Annotated in this window: 13 protein-coding genes; 8 read left to right on the forward strand and 5 right to left on the reverse strand. The window is 52.6% G+C overall.

Features of this window, described 5'->3' with window-relative positions:
• A partial coding sequence (gene carB, locus Q8Q07_04420; protein MDP3879537.1) for a carbamoyl-phosphate synthase large subunit occupies positions 1–2,385 on the forward strand: 2,385 nt, incomplete at its 5' end.
• A 253-nt stretch (positions 2,386–2,638) separates the two neighbouring features.
• Positions 2,639–3,412 carry a dihydroorotate dehydrogenase electron transfer subunit gene (locus Q8Q07_04425; protein ID MDP3879538.1) on the forward strand — a complete coding sequence of 258 codons (774 nt, stop codon included), beginning with the start codon at positions 2,639–2,641 and terminating at the stop codon, positions 3,410–3,412.
• A gap of 32 nt (positions 3,413–3,444) precedes the next feature.
• On the opposite strand, the gene Q8Q07_04430 is transcribed toward Q8Q07_04425, so the two are convergent.
• Positions 3,445–3,882 carry a CBS domain-containing protein gene (locus Q8Q07_04430; protein ID MDP3879539.1) on the reverse strand — a complete coding sequence of 146 codons (438 nt, stop codon included), beginning with the start codon at positions 3,880–3,882 and terminating at the stop codon, positions 3,445–3,447.
• A gap of 204 nt (positions 3,883–4,086) precedes the next feature.
• Here Q8Q07_04430 and Q8Q07_04435 point away from each other — a divergent pair, with 204 nt between their 5' ends.
• Both Q8Q07_04435 and Q8Q07_04440 read left to right on the forward strand, forming a co-directional pair.
• Positions 4,087–4,503, forward strand: a complete 417-nt coding sequence (locus Q8Q07_04435) for a secondary thiamine-phosphate synthase enzyme YjbQ (GenBank protein MDP3879540.1) — start codon at positions 4,087–4,089, stop codon at positions 4,501–4,503.
• A 112-nt stretch (positions 4,504–4,615) separates the two neighbouring features.
• Entirely contained in the window at positions 4,616–5,320 is a 705-nt protein-coding gene (locus Q8Q07_04440) for a TrkA C-terminal domain-containing protein (protein ID MDP3879541.1), read from the forward strand.
• Here the strand turns inward: Q8Q07_04440 and Q8Q07_04445 are convergent.
• The 3 genes from Q8Q07_04445 to Q8Q07_04455 all read right to left on the reverse strand — a co-directional run bounded on the left by Q8Q07_04445 (position 5,317) and on the right by Q8Q07_04455 (position 9,084).
• Positions 5,317–6,135, reverse strand: coding sequence for a response regulator transcription factor (locus tag Q8Q07_04445; GenBank protein ID MDP3879542.1), 819 nt, complete (start codon positions 6,133–6,135; stop codon positions 5,317–5,319). The two genes, Q8Q07_04440 and Q8Q07_04445, sit on opposite strands and share 4 nt — an antisense overlap.
• 228 nt (positions 6,136–6,363) lie before the next feature.
• Positions 6,364–6,993 carry a response regulator transcription factor gene (locus tag Q8Q07_04450; GenBank protein MDP3879543.1) on the reverse strand — a complete coding sequence of 210 codons (630 nt, stop codon included), beginning with the start codon at positions 6,991–6,993 and terminating at the stop codon, positions 6,364–6,366.
• Entirely contained in the window at positions 6,994–9,084 is a 2,091-nt protein-coding gene (locus tag Q8Q07_04455) for a histidine kinase (GenBank protein MDP3879544.1), read from the reverse strand.
• Between the two features lie 176 nt (positions 9,085–9,260).
• On the opposite strand from Q8Q07_04455, the gene Q8Q07_04460 reads away from it, so the two are divergent.
• The 3 genes from Q8Q07_04460 to Q8Q07_04470 all read left to right on the forward strand — a co-directional run bounded on the left by Q8Q07_04460 (position 9,261) and on the right by Q8Q07_04470 (position 14,575).
• Positions 9,261–10,979 carry a hypothetical protein gene (locus Q8Q07_04460; protein ID MDP3879545.1) on the forward strand — a complete coding sequence of 573 codons (1,719 nt, stop codon included), beginning with the start codon at positions 9,261–9,263 and terminating at the stop codon, positions 10,977–10,979.
• A gap of 166 nt (positions 10,980–11,145) precedes the next feature.
• Positions 11,146–12,549, forward strand: a complete 1,404-nt coding sequence (locus Q8Q07_04465) for a hypothetical protein (protein ID MDP3879546.1) — start codon at positions 11,146–11,148, stop codon at positions 12,547–12,549.
• A 1-nt stretch (position 12,550) separates the two neighbouring features.
• A complete protein-coding gene (locus Q8Q07_04470) occupies positions 12,551–14,575 on the forward strand; it encodes a hypothetical protein (GenBank protein MDP3879547.1) in 2,025 nt (674 codons plus the stop codon).
• A 223-nt stretch (positions 14,576–14,798) separates the two neighbouring features.
• Here the strand turns inward: Q8Q07_04470 and Q8Q07_04475 are convergent, their stop codons facing one another.
• Positions 14,799–15,677, reverse strand: coding sequence for a PAC2 family protein (locus Q8Q07_04475; GenBank protein ID MDP3879548.1), 879 nt, complete (start codon positions 15,675–15,677; stop codon positions 14,799–14,801).
• A 360-nt stretch (positions 15,678–16,037) separates the two neighbouring features.
• Between Q8Q07_04475 and Q8Q07_04480 the strand changes: the two genes are divergently transcribed.
• Positions 16,038–17,529, forward strand: a 1,492-nt coding sequence (locus tag Q8Q07_04480) for a hypothetical protein (protein MDP3879549.1), incomplete at its 3' end; no start/stop codon positions are given.

Consider the following 17,529-nt stretch of genomic DNA (forward strand, 5'->3'; position numbering starts at 1 on the left):
GAAGTCAACCCGCGCGTCAGCCGCAGCTCCGCCCTGGCCAGTAAGGCCACCGGCTACCCCATTGCCCGCGTTGCCGCCAAGATAGCTGTGGGCAAGCGGCTCGATGAAATCCCCAACGCCGTTACCGGCAAGACGATGGCTTCCTTCGAGCCGGCGCTGGACTATATCGTGGTCAAGATTCCGCGCTGGCCCTTTGACAAGTTTGAGTCGGGCGACCGTGTCCTGGGCACGCAGATGAAAGCCACCGGTGAGGTGATGGCCATTGACCGCTGCTTTGAGGCTGCGTTGCAGAAGGCGGTGCGCTCCCTGGAGTTCGGCAACCGCTCCCTGCTCTGGGAAGACCTGAAATGGGAGCCGGGCACCAGCATCGGTCACTACCCTCTGGAACCTAACGACCTCCGGTTGTGGGCGCTGATGGCGGCTTTGAGACGAGGGATAACCCCGCAGGAGCTTTCGGGACGCACTAAAATTGACTTCTGGTTCCTGGACAAATTGCGGAACATTGTCGACATGGAGAAGCGTCTCCTGGCGGAAACACTGACGCCGGAGCTATTGTTGCAAGCAAAGCGTCTCGGCTTCTCCGATGAGCAGATTGGCACCCTGGCTGACCGGCTGCCGGAGCAAGTCAGGCAGTCGCGCCACCAGTGGCAAATCCGTCCCGTCTACAAGATGGTTGATACCTGTGCCGCCGAGTTTGACGCCGCCACCCCCTATTTCTCCAGCACCTACGAGCAGGAGAACGAAGCGAAACCGGTCGGTGAGAACCGGGCGGTGGTCATTGGCAGCGGGCCGATCCGCATCGGCCAGGGTATCGAGTTCGACTATTGCAGCGTCCACTCCGCCTGGGCGTTACAGGAGTCCGGTTTCAAGAGCATCATGGTCAACTCCAACCCGGAGACGGTCTCTACTGATTTCGATACCAGTGACCGCCTCTATTTTGAAGCCCTGGACGAGGAGAGCCTGCGTGATATCCTGGAGAATGAGGGCGGGCAAGCCCTCCCTGATATTCCGGCCGGCGCTGCCCCGGCCTCGATAGTGCAGTTCGGCGGGCAGACGGCCATCAATCTCTCCCAGCCTTTATCCCGTGCCGGTCTGCTTATCCTTGGTTCCAGCGCGGATGCTATTGACCTGGCCAGTGACCGGGGACGGTTCGAGAAATTTCTCAGCGAATTAGGTATTCCCCAGCCACCGGGAGCCGGGGTAACCTCTGTCGATGACGCGCTCAACATCGCCAAGATCATCGGTTATCCGGTGCTGATTCGTCCCAGCTATGTCCTCGGCGGCCGGGCTATGGAGATTGTCCATGACGCCAGCGAGCTTGTCCGCTACATGAAGCTGGCGATGGAGCTTGATACCAAACACCCGGTACTGATTGATAAGTACCTGGAGGGTAAGGAGGTGGAGGTCGACGCCATCGGTGATGGCGAGACCGTCTTTATCCCCGGTATCATGGAGCATATCGAGCGGGCCGGGGTGCACAGCGGCGACTCCATGGCGGTTTATCCCGGGGTGAACCTTTCCACGCAGGAAGTGGAGACTATTGTTGATTACGCGGTGCGCATCGGGTTGGAGTTGAAAATCAAGGGGCTGATGAATATCCAGTTTGTTATCATGCCGGGGGTTGGTGACCAGGGTTCATCAATCTACGTGCTGGAAGTAAACCCTCGCTCCAGCCGTACCATCCCCTTTATCTCCAAGGTTACCGGAGTGCCCATGGTCAATGTGGCCACCAAGGTGATGCTCGGTAAGAGCCTCAGGGAACAGGGGTACCAGACCGGGCTCAGGGAAAGCCGGGAGCTGATTGCTATTAAAGCCCCGGTCTTTTCGATGTCAAAACTGGTCGGGGTTGATACTTATCTCGGCCCTGAGATGAAGTCCACCGGCGAGGTCATGGGGATTGATTATACCTTCAATGCCGCTCTGGCCAAGGTGCTTCTGGCCGCCGGTCTGATGCTGGCGCCTCAGGGGGCGATACTGCTCAGCATTGCCGATCGGGACAAGCCGGAAGCGCTGCCCATTATCCGCAGGCTGGCATCAATCGGCTATAAGCTCTATGCCACTGAAGGCACTGCTGCCATGATTGAGGCCGCCGGGCTGCCGGTAAAGACGATACCCAAAAAACTGAGTGAAGGCCACCCTAATGTCATCGATGTCATTAATGAAGGTACGGTAAATGGAGTGCTCAATACGATTACCGGAGGACGTATCCCGCTCCGGGACGGCTTTGAGGTACGCCGTGCCGCCACTGAGAAGCGTATTCCCTGCTTCACCTCGCTGGATACCGCCCGGGCGGCGGTGGAGGCGCTGGTCAATGGAGGTCAGACTTACAGCGCGCAGCCCTTACCGGAGTATCGCAACAAGGGGTTGCGACAACAAGTGCCGTAATAGCGGGAGAGTTAAGAGGGTGTTAGCCTCAAACCAAAAGGGAGATTGTAAGAGGCTGTCCGAGAAGAAAATTGTCATTCTGGGCACATTCGCTTTGCTCAGTGTAAACTCAGCGAAGAATCCGGGTAGTGAGGGGTGATGTCTACCTGTTTACCACTCCACACCCAGATTCTTCAGTCGCTCCGCTCCTTCAGAATGATATTTTTGGACAGCCTCAAAGGGGTTAAGTAGTAGAACAGGGAAAGGAGGTGTCTTGAAACAGGTACTTGCCCCCATTGTTTCCGTGACTGGTGTCTCCTCCGGTTTCCATCTGATGTGGCTGGACTCCCCGGAGATAGCTTCCGAGTCCAGGCCGGGGCAATTTGTCATGGTGCGCTGCGGGGAAGAGACTACGCTGCGCCGTCCGTTAAGTATCCATCAGGTGGATGATGGTAAAGTTGCCTTCTTGTTTAGCGTGATTGGTAAGGGGACACGCTGGCTGTCCCGGCGTCAGGCAGGAGATAAACTGGATATATCAGGACCGATGGGCAACGGTTTTTCAATCTATCCCGCTTCACAGGAACTGCTATTGGTTGGCGGCGGTATCGGCATCGCTCCGTTATGCTATCTGGCACAGGAGGCGTTGCGGAAAGGATGCAGGATAACCCTGCTGGCGGGCGCGCAGACGGCGGCGTGTCTTTACCCGGAACGTATGCTGCCTGCCGAGATTAATGTGGCCTGCGCTACTGATGACGGCACTACGGGTAAGATGGGTATGATAACCGGCCTTCTACCGGACTATGCAGATCGGGCAGACCAGGTCTTTGCCTGCGGGCCGCTGCCGATGTATCGGACAATGGCGCAAATGCCGGAATTAAAGGACAAACCGGTGCAGGTTTCATTGGAGATGAGGATGGGGTGTGGGCGGGGGGTCTGCTACGGTTGCACGCTGAAGACTCAAAATGGATTGAAGCTGGTCTGTGAGCATGGGCCGGTCTTTGAGATGGGGGATATCCTCTGGGATGAATTACCTCCGGCACTGGTGTGACACGGGCGTTCGCGCCTTCCTTTAAGCCCAGATTATACATAGCCCCCTGAAACATAATCGTTAAAAAAGCGCACCTGTGCCCGGGACTCTTCCAGTTGCGTCTCGATGATGTCCCGCATCGAGATTATGCCCTCAAGCCTGGCTCCGGCCATGATGGGGAGGTGTCTGATGCGTTTCTGGGTCATGATGCTCCGGACATAGTCCAGCTCATCTTCAGGGAGTCCAATGGCTACATCCCGGGTCATCACGTCTTTGACCCGCGTACTGTCAATCTTCTTACTGCTTTTGGAGCACTCCTTCAGCAGGTCTCTTTCGGAAACGATACCCAGTATTTTATCTTTGGTATCACACACCGGAAGCGCGCCGATGCTATTCCCGACCAGTTTCTGAATGGCTGCCTCGATGGTCTCATTCTGCCCGATGGTAATAACTGCACGCCCTTTCTTATCCAGAAGCTCCTTTACTTTCATGGCGATACCTCTCTTCTATCCTGCGATCACCGGCGTCTCTGCTCGGTTGCTCCAAGTATCAGAGTTTAATGCTGATTATCCGGTTTGTCAATGTTACTTTGAGGAAATGGATGCCAGTTGAGTCACGTCTTCTTCTTTCTCCGTCTTTCCCTTATAATTTATGACTATAAAAGTATTTAATCTTAAGCAGGAGGTAGCGTGAAAATGGTCATCACCGGAGAAATCAGCCTTCAGTCTGAAGGACAGTGCGATATTATTGATATCACGGCTCAAGTGGAACGCCAGGTTGCCGGGGCTGGTGTCAGCCGCGGTACGGTTACTATCTTCATTGCCGGCTCGACGGCCGGTATCACTACTATTGAGTTTGAGCCCGGTTTAATCTCCGACTTCAAGAATATGTGGGAGCGGGTTGTCCCCCGCGATATCTCTTATGGCCATGACCGCCGCTGGGGTGACGGTAACGGCTACTCGCATGTCCGTGCCTCGCTCCTGGGCGCCTCACTGGTAGTCCCTTTCAATGATAAGAAACTGCTTCTGGGTACCTGGCAGCAAATAGTGGTGGTGGACTTTGATAACCGGCCTCGCTCCAGGCAGGTCATCGTGCAGGTTATGGGTGAATAGACGGGGTGTGAACCAGACTGCCCTCATTTGGGTCCACTTTGACGTAGAACGGCCGTATGGTAAAATTTATTGTGATGTTCTTTTTCCGGATCAGGATTCGGAGGTTTAGCACATGAACGGATTGATTCTGATATTGCCCACCTTACTGCTTATACTCGCTTCCTTTCTCGTCGTTACGGCTGCGTCCGCCCTTTTAATGCTGACAGGGATGGACTCGCAAAGGGCGCGCTTCCAGGCACTGTCATCTTTCACCGGGACCGGTTTCACCACCCGGGAAGCCGAGAGCGTGGTAAACCATCCTCAAAGAAGACGTATTGTCATGGCGCTTATGATGCTCGGACACGCGGGGATTGTTGCCGTGGTTGTTACCGCCACATCTTCGGTGGTCACAAGTGGAGGAAGCTGGGAGACAACGCTTATTTTCCTCGTTGTTCTCTTATATGTTTACGCTCTGTACCTGATTGTGAAGTATGGCGGCATCACAAAAAGATGGGAGGGGTTCATCAGTAAAAGGTTCGCCAGGCACTTGGGAGAAGAAGGCACTCCCGCTGAACTTCTGCATCTCCTGGAAGGTTACGGTATCGTGAGAATGCCCGTTAAACCTGATTTGCCTGTATTAAGCAGTTGTGTTTCACAGGATACCTGCCGGGATAAAGGGTTGCTGGTAATCGGCATTGAGCGGGGTGACCGGTGGATACCTTTACCGAATGATGATGAAAAAATAAACGATGGTGACAGTATCGTCATCTACGGCTCTCTGGATGTCTTGAATAATACCTTCAGAAGAGTTAGCGAAGTTTCAGGCGTACCATACTAGCTTACCATAGCCCCATCTCCGAGGGTCACAAAAATAGTCTTGCAGAGTTTATCCCGCAGCCTGGGTACGGCGGTAGCTTTCTGAATCAACTTGGTATTGGTTTCTCCACTCGGCGGCTCTTCCTCTATCGCTTTTATCTCAGCCATCTCCGTCAGCCGGGCCAGTATGTCCGTCACCTGTAAAGCCCTGGCCAGGCTGATGGTGAGGGCGGTGCCCTCATGCCAGGAACCAACCACCTGCAGTACACGTGAATCAAGCGCCTCCTCCACCTCGCTGGCGAATCTCATCAACTGGCCAGCATCAACAGGAGGAGGTAAAACCAGCAATACCTCTTCGAGCATGGTATCTCCGACAACAGGTCGCTCAGGAAGACGAGCTTCTGCCATCAGTCCACGCCCGCCTTCATAGCCATTCCGAGGGTTAGTAATAACGCTTTGACCAACAACAACTTCACCACGATAAACCCGTCTGATTGACTGGAGCAACTCCTCACGCTTGGTATCCTTCAGCAGGTAACCCTTTGCCCCGGCTTCCATAGCGTTATTGATGTATTCATCATAAAAAGTCAGCATAATTACCTTACAAGGATATTTTTGCTGCGTCAGCTGCCGGGTAATCTCAATTCCATCCACTCCGGGCATCTTGATATCCATCAGTACTATGTCCGGAGAAAGTATCTCTATCTGGAACAGCGCTTCTTCACTGTTAGCACCCTGACCAACGAGCTCTATGTCTTCCTCCTGTCCCAGCATACGGCGCAGCCCTTCCCGCACTACCTGGTGATCATCAACCACGAGGATACGTATTTTCCCCATTCCGGCCTCCTTTAAGGGTGATTTTAAATGGGAGGGAACAACAGTAATGTAATACGCTAAATTGATTCTAGCGGGTGCTACCGAGCTTCGAAAGTAGCAAAAGGTTAACGCTGCCGGTAAAAAGAGCTCAGTTTATTGAAACCAAAGTATCGTCCGGGCGGGGATCTTTGATAGAAGTCCGATTCAGACAGATAAAAGGGTATGGTACTGGCGGAAGGTCAACCGGTATTAAATCAACTCTTTCTTATAAGCTTCTGATACCGCTTCAGAGCGATTGCGCACGCCGAGCTTTTCAAATATGATACGCACGCTCCTCTTGACAGAAGCCTCACTCAAGAAAAGCTGGCTGGAAATTTCCCTGGTAGTTATCCCGTCAGCGATCAGTTTAAGTATGATTAATTCCCGTTCGGAGAGGTTGGCCCGCTGCTGACTCTCTGATGGCATAGCAAGCTCGGCTAATCGTTTCTGGGTAAGAGACAGGTTCAGTGGTGAGCGTCCTTCATGAACAGCCCTGATGGCTTTCAGCAGTTCCTCGCGCTTAATATCCTTCAGGAGATAACCCACAGCCCCGGCCTCAATAGCCTGTGTCAAATACTCATCATAGAGAGTCAACATAATGATATTACAGGACGGGAACCTCTCTTTTAAGCGCCTAGTGAGTTCAATCCCGTCAGACCCGGGCATCTTGATATCCATTAAGATTATCTCCGGGGATACTGACTCCACCAGGTTAAAGACTTCTTTAGCGTCAGAGGCTTCACCCACAACTTTCAGGTCACTTTCAAGCTCCAGCATACGGCGCAACCCTTCCCGTACAACCTGGTGGTCATCAACCAGCAAGATCCGGATAGTGTCCATCTATCCTCCCTCCGTCCGGGGGTTAATGGGAAGACTCAAGGTCACGGTACTTCCCATCCCTTCCCTTGTTTTTACCCTTATGTCCCCGCCCAACATCTCCGCCCTCTGTTTCATGCCCAGTAAACCGATATGGCCGACGGAGATGGCGCTATCCAGTGTCTGCGACAGATCAAAACCTTTACCATCATCAGTGATTTCAACCAGAAGCCGATGTTCATTACATTCAAAATTAAGGTCTACTTTAGTAGCATCAGCGTGTTTACGAATATTGTTCAGCGCTTCCTGTACCACACGGTACACAGCGATTTCGACACTTGAGGGCAGCCGCAATGGTATACCCACCTCGCTATAGGTGCATTCTAAACCATCGACTTTCAAATCTTCAAGGCTCTGCCGCAGGGCGTGGCTAAGACCAAGCTCATCTAAAGCGGGCGGACGCAGACCAATCACTACCCGGCGCAACTCTTTCAGGCTCTTGGTGACCGTATTTTCCACCGTCACCAGTTCATTCCGGACCTCGTCGTTACCATTGCGATTACCGTTACCGGCCAGAACCTGGCTGCAGGTCTGAGTGCCATAGACGGCAGCTACCAGCCACTGGGCAACACTATCATGAAGGTCCACAGAAATTCTCTTTCGCTCGTCCTCCTGCGCCAGAACCGCCTGTGTCAGCAGCTGTTCTACCCTGAGCTGCTGACTCTTGAGTCTATCAAGTATCCTGGCATTCTCCAGAGCTATCGCCGCCTCATTGGCCATGGTCATCAGTAAGTCCAGTTCTTCATCTGAATATGAGGAGCCGGACTGTTTTTTGCCCAGAGCCAGGATACCAATTAGACTACCTTTGCTTCTTATTGGACAAAACAGATCTACTTCGAGGGCGCTGATGACGGCTCTTTCCGCGTCCCAGAGACCTTTAAGCTGCGGGATGTTATCCATGAACTCCCGCCGCAGAGATTTCCCCTCCCCGCTTAGCCAGGAGACAATCGGGCTGTCACCAGGCAACTTTAATTTAGCCAGCGTTCCTTCTTTACCAACCTGCTGAACAAACCTGGTACTGAAGTCATTACTCTCGTCACCGGGAAAAAGTAAAGCCACCTGCTTGACATGCATCGCCTTCACCAGAGGCTCCAGTATACTTTGCGCCAGTTCACCAAGATCAAGAACGTTACTTATCTTATCGGAGAAGCTAAGCAATATCTGACGGTAGTCATAGGTCTCACGGTAGAAGAGACGGTCTAACCATTTCTGGATAAGGCTTCTCAGGGGATTAAAGAGCACGGCAATCAAAAAGGCAAGGGCAGCGGCCAGTGTCAGGCTGCTGTAGCCCATCCAGTCCTGAAAGAATGTCTGCAGGACAAAGAGTAGCAACAGGTACATCGCCGTGAAGGACACCGTCAGGCCTGAATAAACCAACCCTTTTCGCATGATACGCCTGAGGTCAAGGAGCTGATATTTATGGATAGCATAGGCAATGATTAAGACGTTAATCAGACTGCCGATATGGTCCAGAGGGATACCGGCGATAGCAGGTATCATAATGAGATTGGTGCTGCTGAGAAGCATTAATATGCTCCAGCCGGCAATCAGGTATACTATTCTATTTCTCTCTACCCAGTCATTAGAGCTACGGTACTGCTTTATGAGCTGATATAAGCCGTTGACAATAAAAATGTAGGCGAAGGCGCCGATAAAGTAGAGAGAGATTCCAATGTCGTGGTATAACACTCCATCAATAACATAAGCATCCCGGACAATGAAACCCCCGAGGCTGAATACCAGCAACAGCAATACCATGCCATAGCCAAGATATAACGCCATACCGGCGGGTTTGGCCGTATAAGCAAGGATAAAATGGTAGTAGGTAATCAGGGTCCAGACCAGAGCTACTACCAGAAGTTCATTCCAGAATAGAGCTTGCTCCGGGAAAGCATTTAAATGGAGCATAAAGGAAGTAAAGCTCCAAACAGCCGCCGCGGTGAGATAAAGAGCGAATATCTTGTTGATACGCCTTTCTACAGAGGGCAACGTCAGGATGAGCAAGGCTATATAAATAAGACAGGTGGTAAGCGGAATTAAAGCCCAAACAGTCACTGTCATCCTCTTAAATACATGATGTTATGTTCTGTCAGGGCAATTATGGCTGATAGCTTGCACCTTGTCAATATTGTCAATGAGACAGGTATTAATTGCGATTCTGGTTTGTTGTCTAATTATCCCTGTGCTAGAATTAAATAGAGGTCTATTCCCGCCGGGATAGAGTTTAAGAGATGGGCAATTATCGCTACTCGAAATGGACCGGAGAACAGGACTTGTCCGGGTTTGACGCTGACGAGCTTATGGACAAACTCGGACAGGAGCTGATGTCGCAGGGCGACCTGTCAAAAGCATTGCAATCGCTACAGTGCGCTGGGATACCGGATAACCAAAGCCAGCAATTAGCCGGATTGCAGGAACTACTGAAGCGGCTACGGGAGATGAAGAAAGGACACCTTGAAAAATACGAACCCGGCTCAGCGCTGATAGATGAGATTGGCCGGCAGCTAGAGAAGATAATAAGTGCGGAACGGGAAAGAATCCAGAGAAATCTGGAGGCAGCCGGGCAGAAAGCAGCCAGGGGTGAAGGAGAGCTAAGCCCGGAAATGCAGCGGCAGCTATTGCAGTCGCTCAAGAATATGACGGCTCGGGACCTGGCGGAACTGGACAAGCTGGCGGAAAGCCTGCAAGACCAGATTTCCCAGGCGCAATCCCGGCTGGACAGCCTGTCACCGGAAGACAGGAAAGCTCTGCAATCTTTATTACAGTCAATAATCAATGAAGAAACCCGCTGCCGGTTGGCCGAACTGGCGGACAACCTGGAGGCATTGTACCCCGGTGATGAGCTGTGCCAGCAGTACCCTTTTTTCAAGGAGGGAGCTATCTCCTATGCTGAAGCTCTGGATCTGGTAGAAATGCTGCAAAAAATGAACAAGCTGGAGAATCAGCTTGAGAACTCCCGGCAAAACCGTTCCCCGGATACCGTGGACGAGAAATTGCTCCGGGAACTGCTGGGAGATGAAGCCGTCGAGGAAATGGACAGGCTGCGCGGTATTACCAAAGTACTGGAAGAAGCCGGCTACATTAACCTGAAAGGCAGCAAATATGAGCTGACCCCGCGCGGTATGAGAAAGATTGGACAGAAAGCCCTGGAGGATATTTTCGCCCAGTTCCGCAGAGACCGTATCGGCGGGCACAACCTCAACCTGAAGGGCACCGGCGGAGAACGTATTGATGAGACCAGACCGTATGAGTTTGGCGATGAATTCCATATCCACCTGCAGAAGACGATCATGAACGCTCTCTACCGTGAAACAGCAGGCCTGCCCGTCAAGCTCAGTACCGAGGACTTTGAAGTGCACAAAACGGAGGGACTGACCTGGTCAGCCACCGTTTTGATGCTAGACCTGAGCGTATCGATGCCGATGCGGGGCAACTTTGAGACTGCCAAGAGGGTGACTATTGCCCTCGATAGCCTGATCAGAACGCAGTACCCGAGAGACAGCCTGTATATCGTCGGTTTTTCCAGCTACGCCCGGCAGATAAAGAAAGAAGACCTGTCCTACATGAACTGGGACGAATTTGAACCCTATACCAACATGCAGCACGGCCTTTACCTGTCACGGAAGCTATTGACCAAAGACCGGTGCCCCAACAAGCAGATAATACTGATAACTGATGGAGAACCTACCGCCCATTATGAGGGCGGGGAACTCTTCTTACACAATAATCCCCGCACGCTCCAGCTAACGCTGAGAGAGGTCAGGAACTGTACTCAAAAGGGCATTGTAATCAACACCTTCATGCTGGAGAGCAGCCGTTTCCTGAGTGCCTTTACTACCCAGATGACGCGTCTCAACAAGGGGCGGTTGTTCTTTACCGATGCTGAGAACCTGGGGCAGTACCTGCTGGTGGATTATATCGCCAGCAAGAGGAGAAAAATACAAGCGTAGAAAGATCAGAATATCCTCCGGGCATCTGCTTAATCCCCCCAAACCGCCAGTTACTTTTTGTGCATTCTGATTTCCACTTATGTTAGAATAAAACTATAAGGCTTTTTCAAACGCAATGAAACGTTACGTATAAATAAAAAGGTAAATCTAAGACCAGGGGTATGTGATGACCAAACAGAAGAGAGCAAGGACAATCGGTGAGCTTAAAGCCTCAGGCTATCAGTCTGTGACAGTGCGGGAAGAGATGAGGCGCAACCTCATAGAGCTGATAAAGAAGGGGGAAAATATATTCCCCGGAATAATCGGTTACGATGATATGGTGATACCTCAGATTGAAAATGCCATAATCTCGGGACAGGATATTATCCTCCTCGGCGAGCGCGGGCAGGCCAAGTCCAGGCTCATGCGGCTGCTGGTGAACCTGCTGGACGAGGATATCCCTGTTGTCAAGGACTGTGAAATCAATGACGACCCGCTGGCGCCGATATGCAAACAATGCCGGGATAAGGTAGCCGCCGAAGGGGATGCCACCGAGATCGGCTGGCTGCGCCGGGAAGACCGCTACGGTGAGAAACTGGCTACTCCGGACATTGCCATCGCTGATCTGATCGGCGATGTTGACCCGATTAAAGTCGCCGAGGGGCGTTATCTCTCTGATGAACTCACTATTCACTACGGCATGATTCCCAGGACCAACCGGGGGATTTTTTGTATCAATGAGCTTCCGGACCTGACGGAGAGATTGCAGGTCGGCCTTTTCAACCTTATGGAAGAGAGGGATATTCAGATTAGAGGGTACCGCATCCGGCTACCTCTTGATGTGTTTCTAGTTGCCAGCGCCAATCCGGAAGACTATACCAACCGGGGCCGGATAATAACCCCGCTCAAGGACCGGTACGGAGCGCAAATCAGGACACACTACCCGCAGACCACCGAGGAAGAAGTATCTATTGTGGAGATGGAGCGGCGGCAGTTCAAAGAAGACGGGCTGAAGACTTACATCCCGCAATACATGAAAGAGATTATCGCCGAGGTGACACACCTGGCCCGTAAGAGCGCGGACATCAACCAGCGCTCTGGGGTGAGCGTGAGGGTATCAATTACCAACTACGAGACAATACTGAGTAACGCCATCAGGCGGGCGGTAAAACTGGGTGAGGAACTGGCGGTCCCCCGTATCAGTGATCTCCCCTATATTGATGCATCAACCACCGGCAAGATAGAGCTGGAAAGTTTTGATGATACTAAAGAAGATAAGGTCATTGATGAACTGATAAAGAAAGCGGTGCTCAATGTTTTCAACCGTTATTACAAGATTTACGAACTGGAGGAGATAGTCGCTCAGTTCAACACCGGCTTCAGCGTGGAAGTATCCGATTCCATGGACGCCAGGAGCTACGTGCGTAATGTCAAAGAAATGGTCGGGCTGGCAGACGCCATAAAAACAGTAAATGAATCGGAGAAACCCGAAGCGATAGCCTCAGCGGTGGAGTTTATTCTGGAAGGTCTGCACATGAACAAGAGACTGAACAAGGCCAGACTGGAAAATAAAACGGTTTATCGGCGCTAAGATGGGTATTTTTCGTTATTCGGAATGGGATGGTAGCCAGGAACTATTCGAGCTGAATGCCGACGAGCTTATGGACAAGCTCGGGAAGGAGCTGATGTCCCACAGCGACATCGGGCAGGTACTGCGCATGATGCAGCGCGGCGGCATCAGGGACAACCAGGGCAGACGCTTACCAGGCATACAGGAACTGCTGCAACGTCTCCGTCAGAGCAAAAAGAACCAGTTAGACCGCTATAACCTCAGTTCAATAATGGACGAGATACGGCAGAAGCTGGAGAACATCGTTAAGACGGAACAGGAGGGAATCGAACGGAGGCTAGAGGAAGCCCGGCAAAAGGCAGAGGAAGGCGCCGGGGAATTAAGCCCGGAAATGCGGCAGAGGTTATTAAAGACCGTGGAAGACATGGCGGCACAAAACCGGGAGAAGCTGGACAGGCTGCCCGGGGATACCGGCGGCCAGATAAAGGAACTGACTGACTATGACTTCATGGACGAGGAAGCCAGGCGGCAGTTCCAGGAACTAATGGATACGCTGAAGAAACACGCCATGGAATCGTACGGCCGGGAGCTGACACAGAAATTAAAAGATATGGACCCCAATGCCCTGGCCAACATGAGACACATGGTTGAGGCACTGAACCAGATGCTGGAGCATCGCATGAGAGGAGAAGAACCTGACTTTGACAGGTTCATGGAGCAGTTTGGCAACTACTTCGGCCCGAATCCCCCTAAAAATCTGGATGAGCTCATGGAGCGTTTACAGCAGCAGATAGCCCAGGCACAGTCTCTGCTTAACAGCCTGTCCCCGGAAGACCGGGAATCCCTGGAGAATCTGCTGCGGTCGGTGCTTGATGAAGGCACTCAGTACGAACTGTCCAAGCTGGCTGCCAATCTGGAAGCCCTGTATCCCAGCGATAACCTGCCCAAACAATACCCCTTCTCCGGGGAAGAATCGATATCCTATAGTGAAGCGCTGAAGCTGATGGAATCACTGCAGAAGATGGACACGCTGGAGACACAGCTTAAGGACTCCCAGTACAGCCGTTCCCTGGACGATGTGGACGAGCAATTACTGAAAGAGCTGCTGGGAGATGAAGCCGCCGAGGAAATGGAAAGGCTGCGCAGCATCGCCAGGGTGCTGGAGGAGGCCGGTTACATTCGCCGGAAGGACAACAAGTATGAACTGACGCCCCGCGGTATGAGGAAGATAGGGCAGAAGGCGATGGAAGATATTTTTGCCCAGCTCAAGAAAGACCGTATTGGTGGGCACAACATCGATTCCAGGGGTGGCGGCGGTGACAGGATAGAGGAGACCAAGCCTTACGAATTCGGTGATGAATTCCAGATTCACCTGCAGAAGACCATTGTCAACGCCCTCTATCGTGAAGCGGATGGGCCGCCCATCAGGTTACAAATCGAGGATTTTGAGGTATACAAGACAGAAACCCTGACACAGGCGGCCACCGTTTTGATGCTGGACTTAAGCTTGTCAATGCCGATGCGGGGCAACTTTGAGGCCGCCAAGCGGGTGGCGATTGCCCTCGATAGCCTCATCAGGACTCAGTACCCGCGGGATAGCCTGTATCTGGTCGGTTTCTCCAGCTACGCCCGGCAGATAAAGAAAGAGGACCTGACCTACATGAACTGGGACGAATTTGACCCCTATACCAACATGCAGCACGGTCTCTTTATGGCCAGGAAGCTACTGACCAGAGATAGGTGCCCCAATAAACAGATAATACTGGTAACGGACGGAGAGCCTACCGCCCACTTTGAAGGCGGACATATTTTCTTCCAGTACCCCCCCACCCTCCGTACCATGCAGCTAACACTGAAAGAAGTCAGGATCTGTACCCAGAAGGGAATAGTAATCAACACCTTTATGCTGGATAGCGGACGTTTTCTCGGCGCCTTTGCCACCCAGATGACACGTTTAAACAAGGGGCGGTTATTCCTGACCAGTGCTGATAACCTGGGGCAATACCTGCTGGTGGACTATATCTCCAACAAGAAGAGAAAAATCTAGAAATCTGGCCGAAAATTCCTGATTGTCATCCTGGGAGAAGCGAAGGATACCGGTGTTGGGATGAAAATAACTTCAATTCAGCCCCGCGCCGACCCCGTATTTAATACGGGGCTTCAGTCGCGGAGTTTATACTGAGCGTAGCGAATGTGCTCATTCAGAACGACATTAGTCGGATAGCTCCTGGACGTTGTTCACCCGTGAGGCCGGGTGTGCAGATAGGTACTTAACCTTCACGGAAGCGCTTGTCCATCTCCATGAGAAACTTCTCTATCTCCGGTGACAGCCGAGGTGTTTCCTCTTCCTTCTTTTTCTGAACCCGCGCTTCGTAATGGCTTTCCAGTTGTTCGACGATGGCCTTCAACTCCGGGTTCCTCTCCAGCGCCACGTTAATCTGTTCCTGTTGTTGCTCGGCTTTCTTGATATAGGTCTCATCTTCAGGGATATTATATAGAGAGGCGAGCACCTTCATTATCCGCACGGCGCCCATGTAGTCGTCATCCAGCTGGGTATACTGCGGCAGGTGGACGATGAGACTCATCGTTTCAATCCCCATGTCAGGGGCGCGCTGTGGTATCAGAGAAACTATCGTCGTGGGACCCTGATAGTTACTGGTCTGGATACCCAGTCTCTCCAGCTCATGCTCCGCGTCCGTGCCCAGAGCCCCGCCGGTCAGCAGCAGGGGCCTGGTATGAGGGACATAATCATACATACTGCCCAGGAGACAGTATCTTTTGACATTAAACCTGGCTAACAGGCGCACCATCGAGTCAACGTAGACCTCACCCTGATTGTGTGGCTCCATAAGGTGGAAAAAGAGAAAATCATGAGCTTGCCCCTTACCATAGGTAATATAGCTGTTCGGGATTATCAGATGACGGCGTCCTCCTCTGAAATAAGAGGTTGGGCGGTAGCGGGTGAAATCAAAGAAGTTCCCCGGCTGTGCCAGCCGTGCCAGTTCCTTACCCTGAGTGTGTGACTCCAACCAGGTAAGCAACAGGGTACCAACGTTACCTACATCCACCCAGGGCTGCAGCATGACCAGGGCATGAGGCTCCCTGAGTTCAGGAAGAGGCTCGTAAACTTCCAGAGCGCGTAATCTCATGACTATATTCTATCAGGGAAAACAGGTACTGGCAAATTACTGGGTTATGTTTGCATTTGGCTGGTTTGATTTGTCATTGCGAGGAGCACGTTTCTTCGCTCAGTGTAAACTCCGCGACGTGGCAATCTGAGAGGTGAGGGGTACCCTTCCCCACATACAGATTGCTTCGCCCTCGGGCTGAACTCGGGCTGAAGCCCTCGGGACTTCGGCGTGAGCTCAGTCGAACGCTGAACTTGGGCTGAAGCCTTCCGACTCTGTCGGAAGGGTCTCGCAATGACAGTCTGGAGACAGCCTCTGGAACGGGGTGCGCCAGAGGCAGACAGTTGACTTTCACTCTTCTGAGTGATTAAAATGCGCCATATGGCGAAATCAAGAACGCGCACTCTGGCGCTAGCTCTGACTTTTCTACTAGGACTGATAGGCGCAATCTCCGCACCCGGTCCGGCGAACGCTCTCCCGGATGAAGCTAAATGGTCCCGGGTTAATATTCCCGGTGAAGGCGAGAGCGGCCAATGGGCGCTGGCCAGCGACTCAAACGTCCAGCACCTGACCATGGCCGCTGACGGCACCCTCTACAGCTACGCCAACCCATCAGGGACCAGCTACAGGCTATTCAGATCTACCGATGCCGGAGCTACCTGGACAGCCACCGGCAAGGTCAAGGATACTATTAGTGATATCGCCACGGCGCCGGATGACGCCGCAGTTATTTACTACGCCACGGCCTCCAGCGTCCATAAATCAGTTGATGCCGGGGCAAACTTCACCCTGCTGCCGTTAAGCCCGGGTGGAGCCGGCAGCGATAACATCGAGATTACCAGCATCGCGGTCACCTTGCAGGGAAATAACAACCTCGTCGCCGTCGGAACCAGGGATACTGACGCGGCGCAGTATGGCGGCGTCCACATACTGGACGAAGCCAGTCCATTCAGCGGCTGGGTAAACACCAACGCGGGCAACATTGATGTCTACAGGGTTGCCTTCTCACCCGAATTCACCACTGACCGCCAGCTACTGGCGGTAGCCACCGACGAAACCGATACCTTCATCATCAGTCGGATTAGCGACAATGACTGGGGCACGATTATCGGTGATGCTAGAATCGAGGCTCTGACGCCGGTGGCGGCCACCATCGCTTTCCCCGATAACTATGATATCGCCAGCGAAGACAGCGTCTTCTTCGTGGCGATTGACAGCGCCAGCAATAATGGAGATGTCTACAAGGTCTATGGAATGTGGGCGCCGGACAGCTCTACGGCTATCGATCTCAATATCGGCGCAGCCTATAACCTGGACAGCATCGATATCAGCGGACTGGCTGTTAGCGGCAGCGCCCCTACCGCCAGCCTTCTGGCCGGCGCCGCCGGTAGCACCCAAGTCTACATCAGCACTGACGGCGGCACCACCTGGACGAGAAGCCGCCAGAAACCGACGGGACAGTCCCAGACCCGGATAATTATGGCGCCGGACTTCACCGCCAGCGGTACCATTTACGCCGCCACCAGCGGCACAGAGAGTGCCTTTTCTTACTCCACCGATGGCGGCGTTACCTGGAAGCAAGCGAGCCTGATTGACACCAAAATCAGTGATAACGGTATAATCGATTTAGCGGTTTCTCCGGATTACAGCCGGGACAGCGCCCTGTTTATGCTCACCTTCAACGGAGAACATATTGAGCATAGCCTGTGGCGGAGCCTGAGCGGCGGCGCAAAATGGGAACGGTTACTTACCGGCACGCTGGCTGACGCTGACAGCCTGAGCCACGTCAGGCTTTCCCCTCAGTACGGCAGCCAGAGCCAGAACGTATTTCTAGCCGGAAGCAGCGGGGGAACGCCCGCAATATGGAAATCTA

The organism is Dehalococcoidales bacterium (assembly GCA_030698765.1).
GTDB lineage: Bacteria > Chloroflexota > Dehalococcoidia > Dehalococcoidales > UBA2162 > JAUYMF01.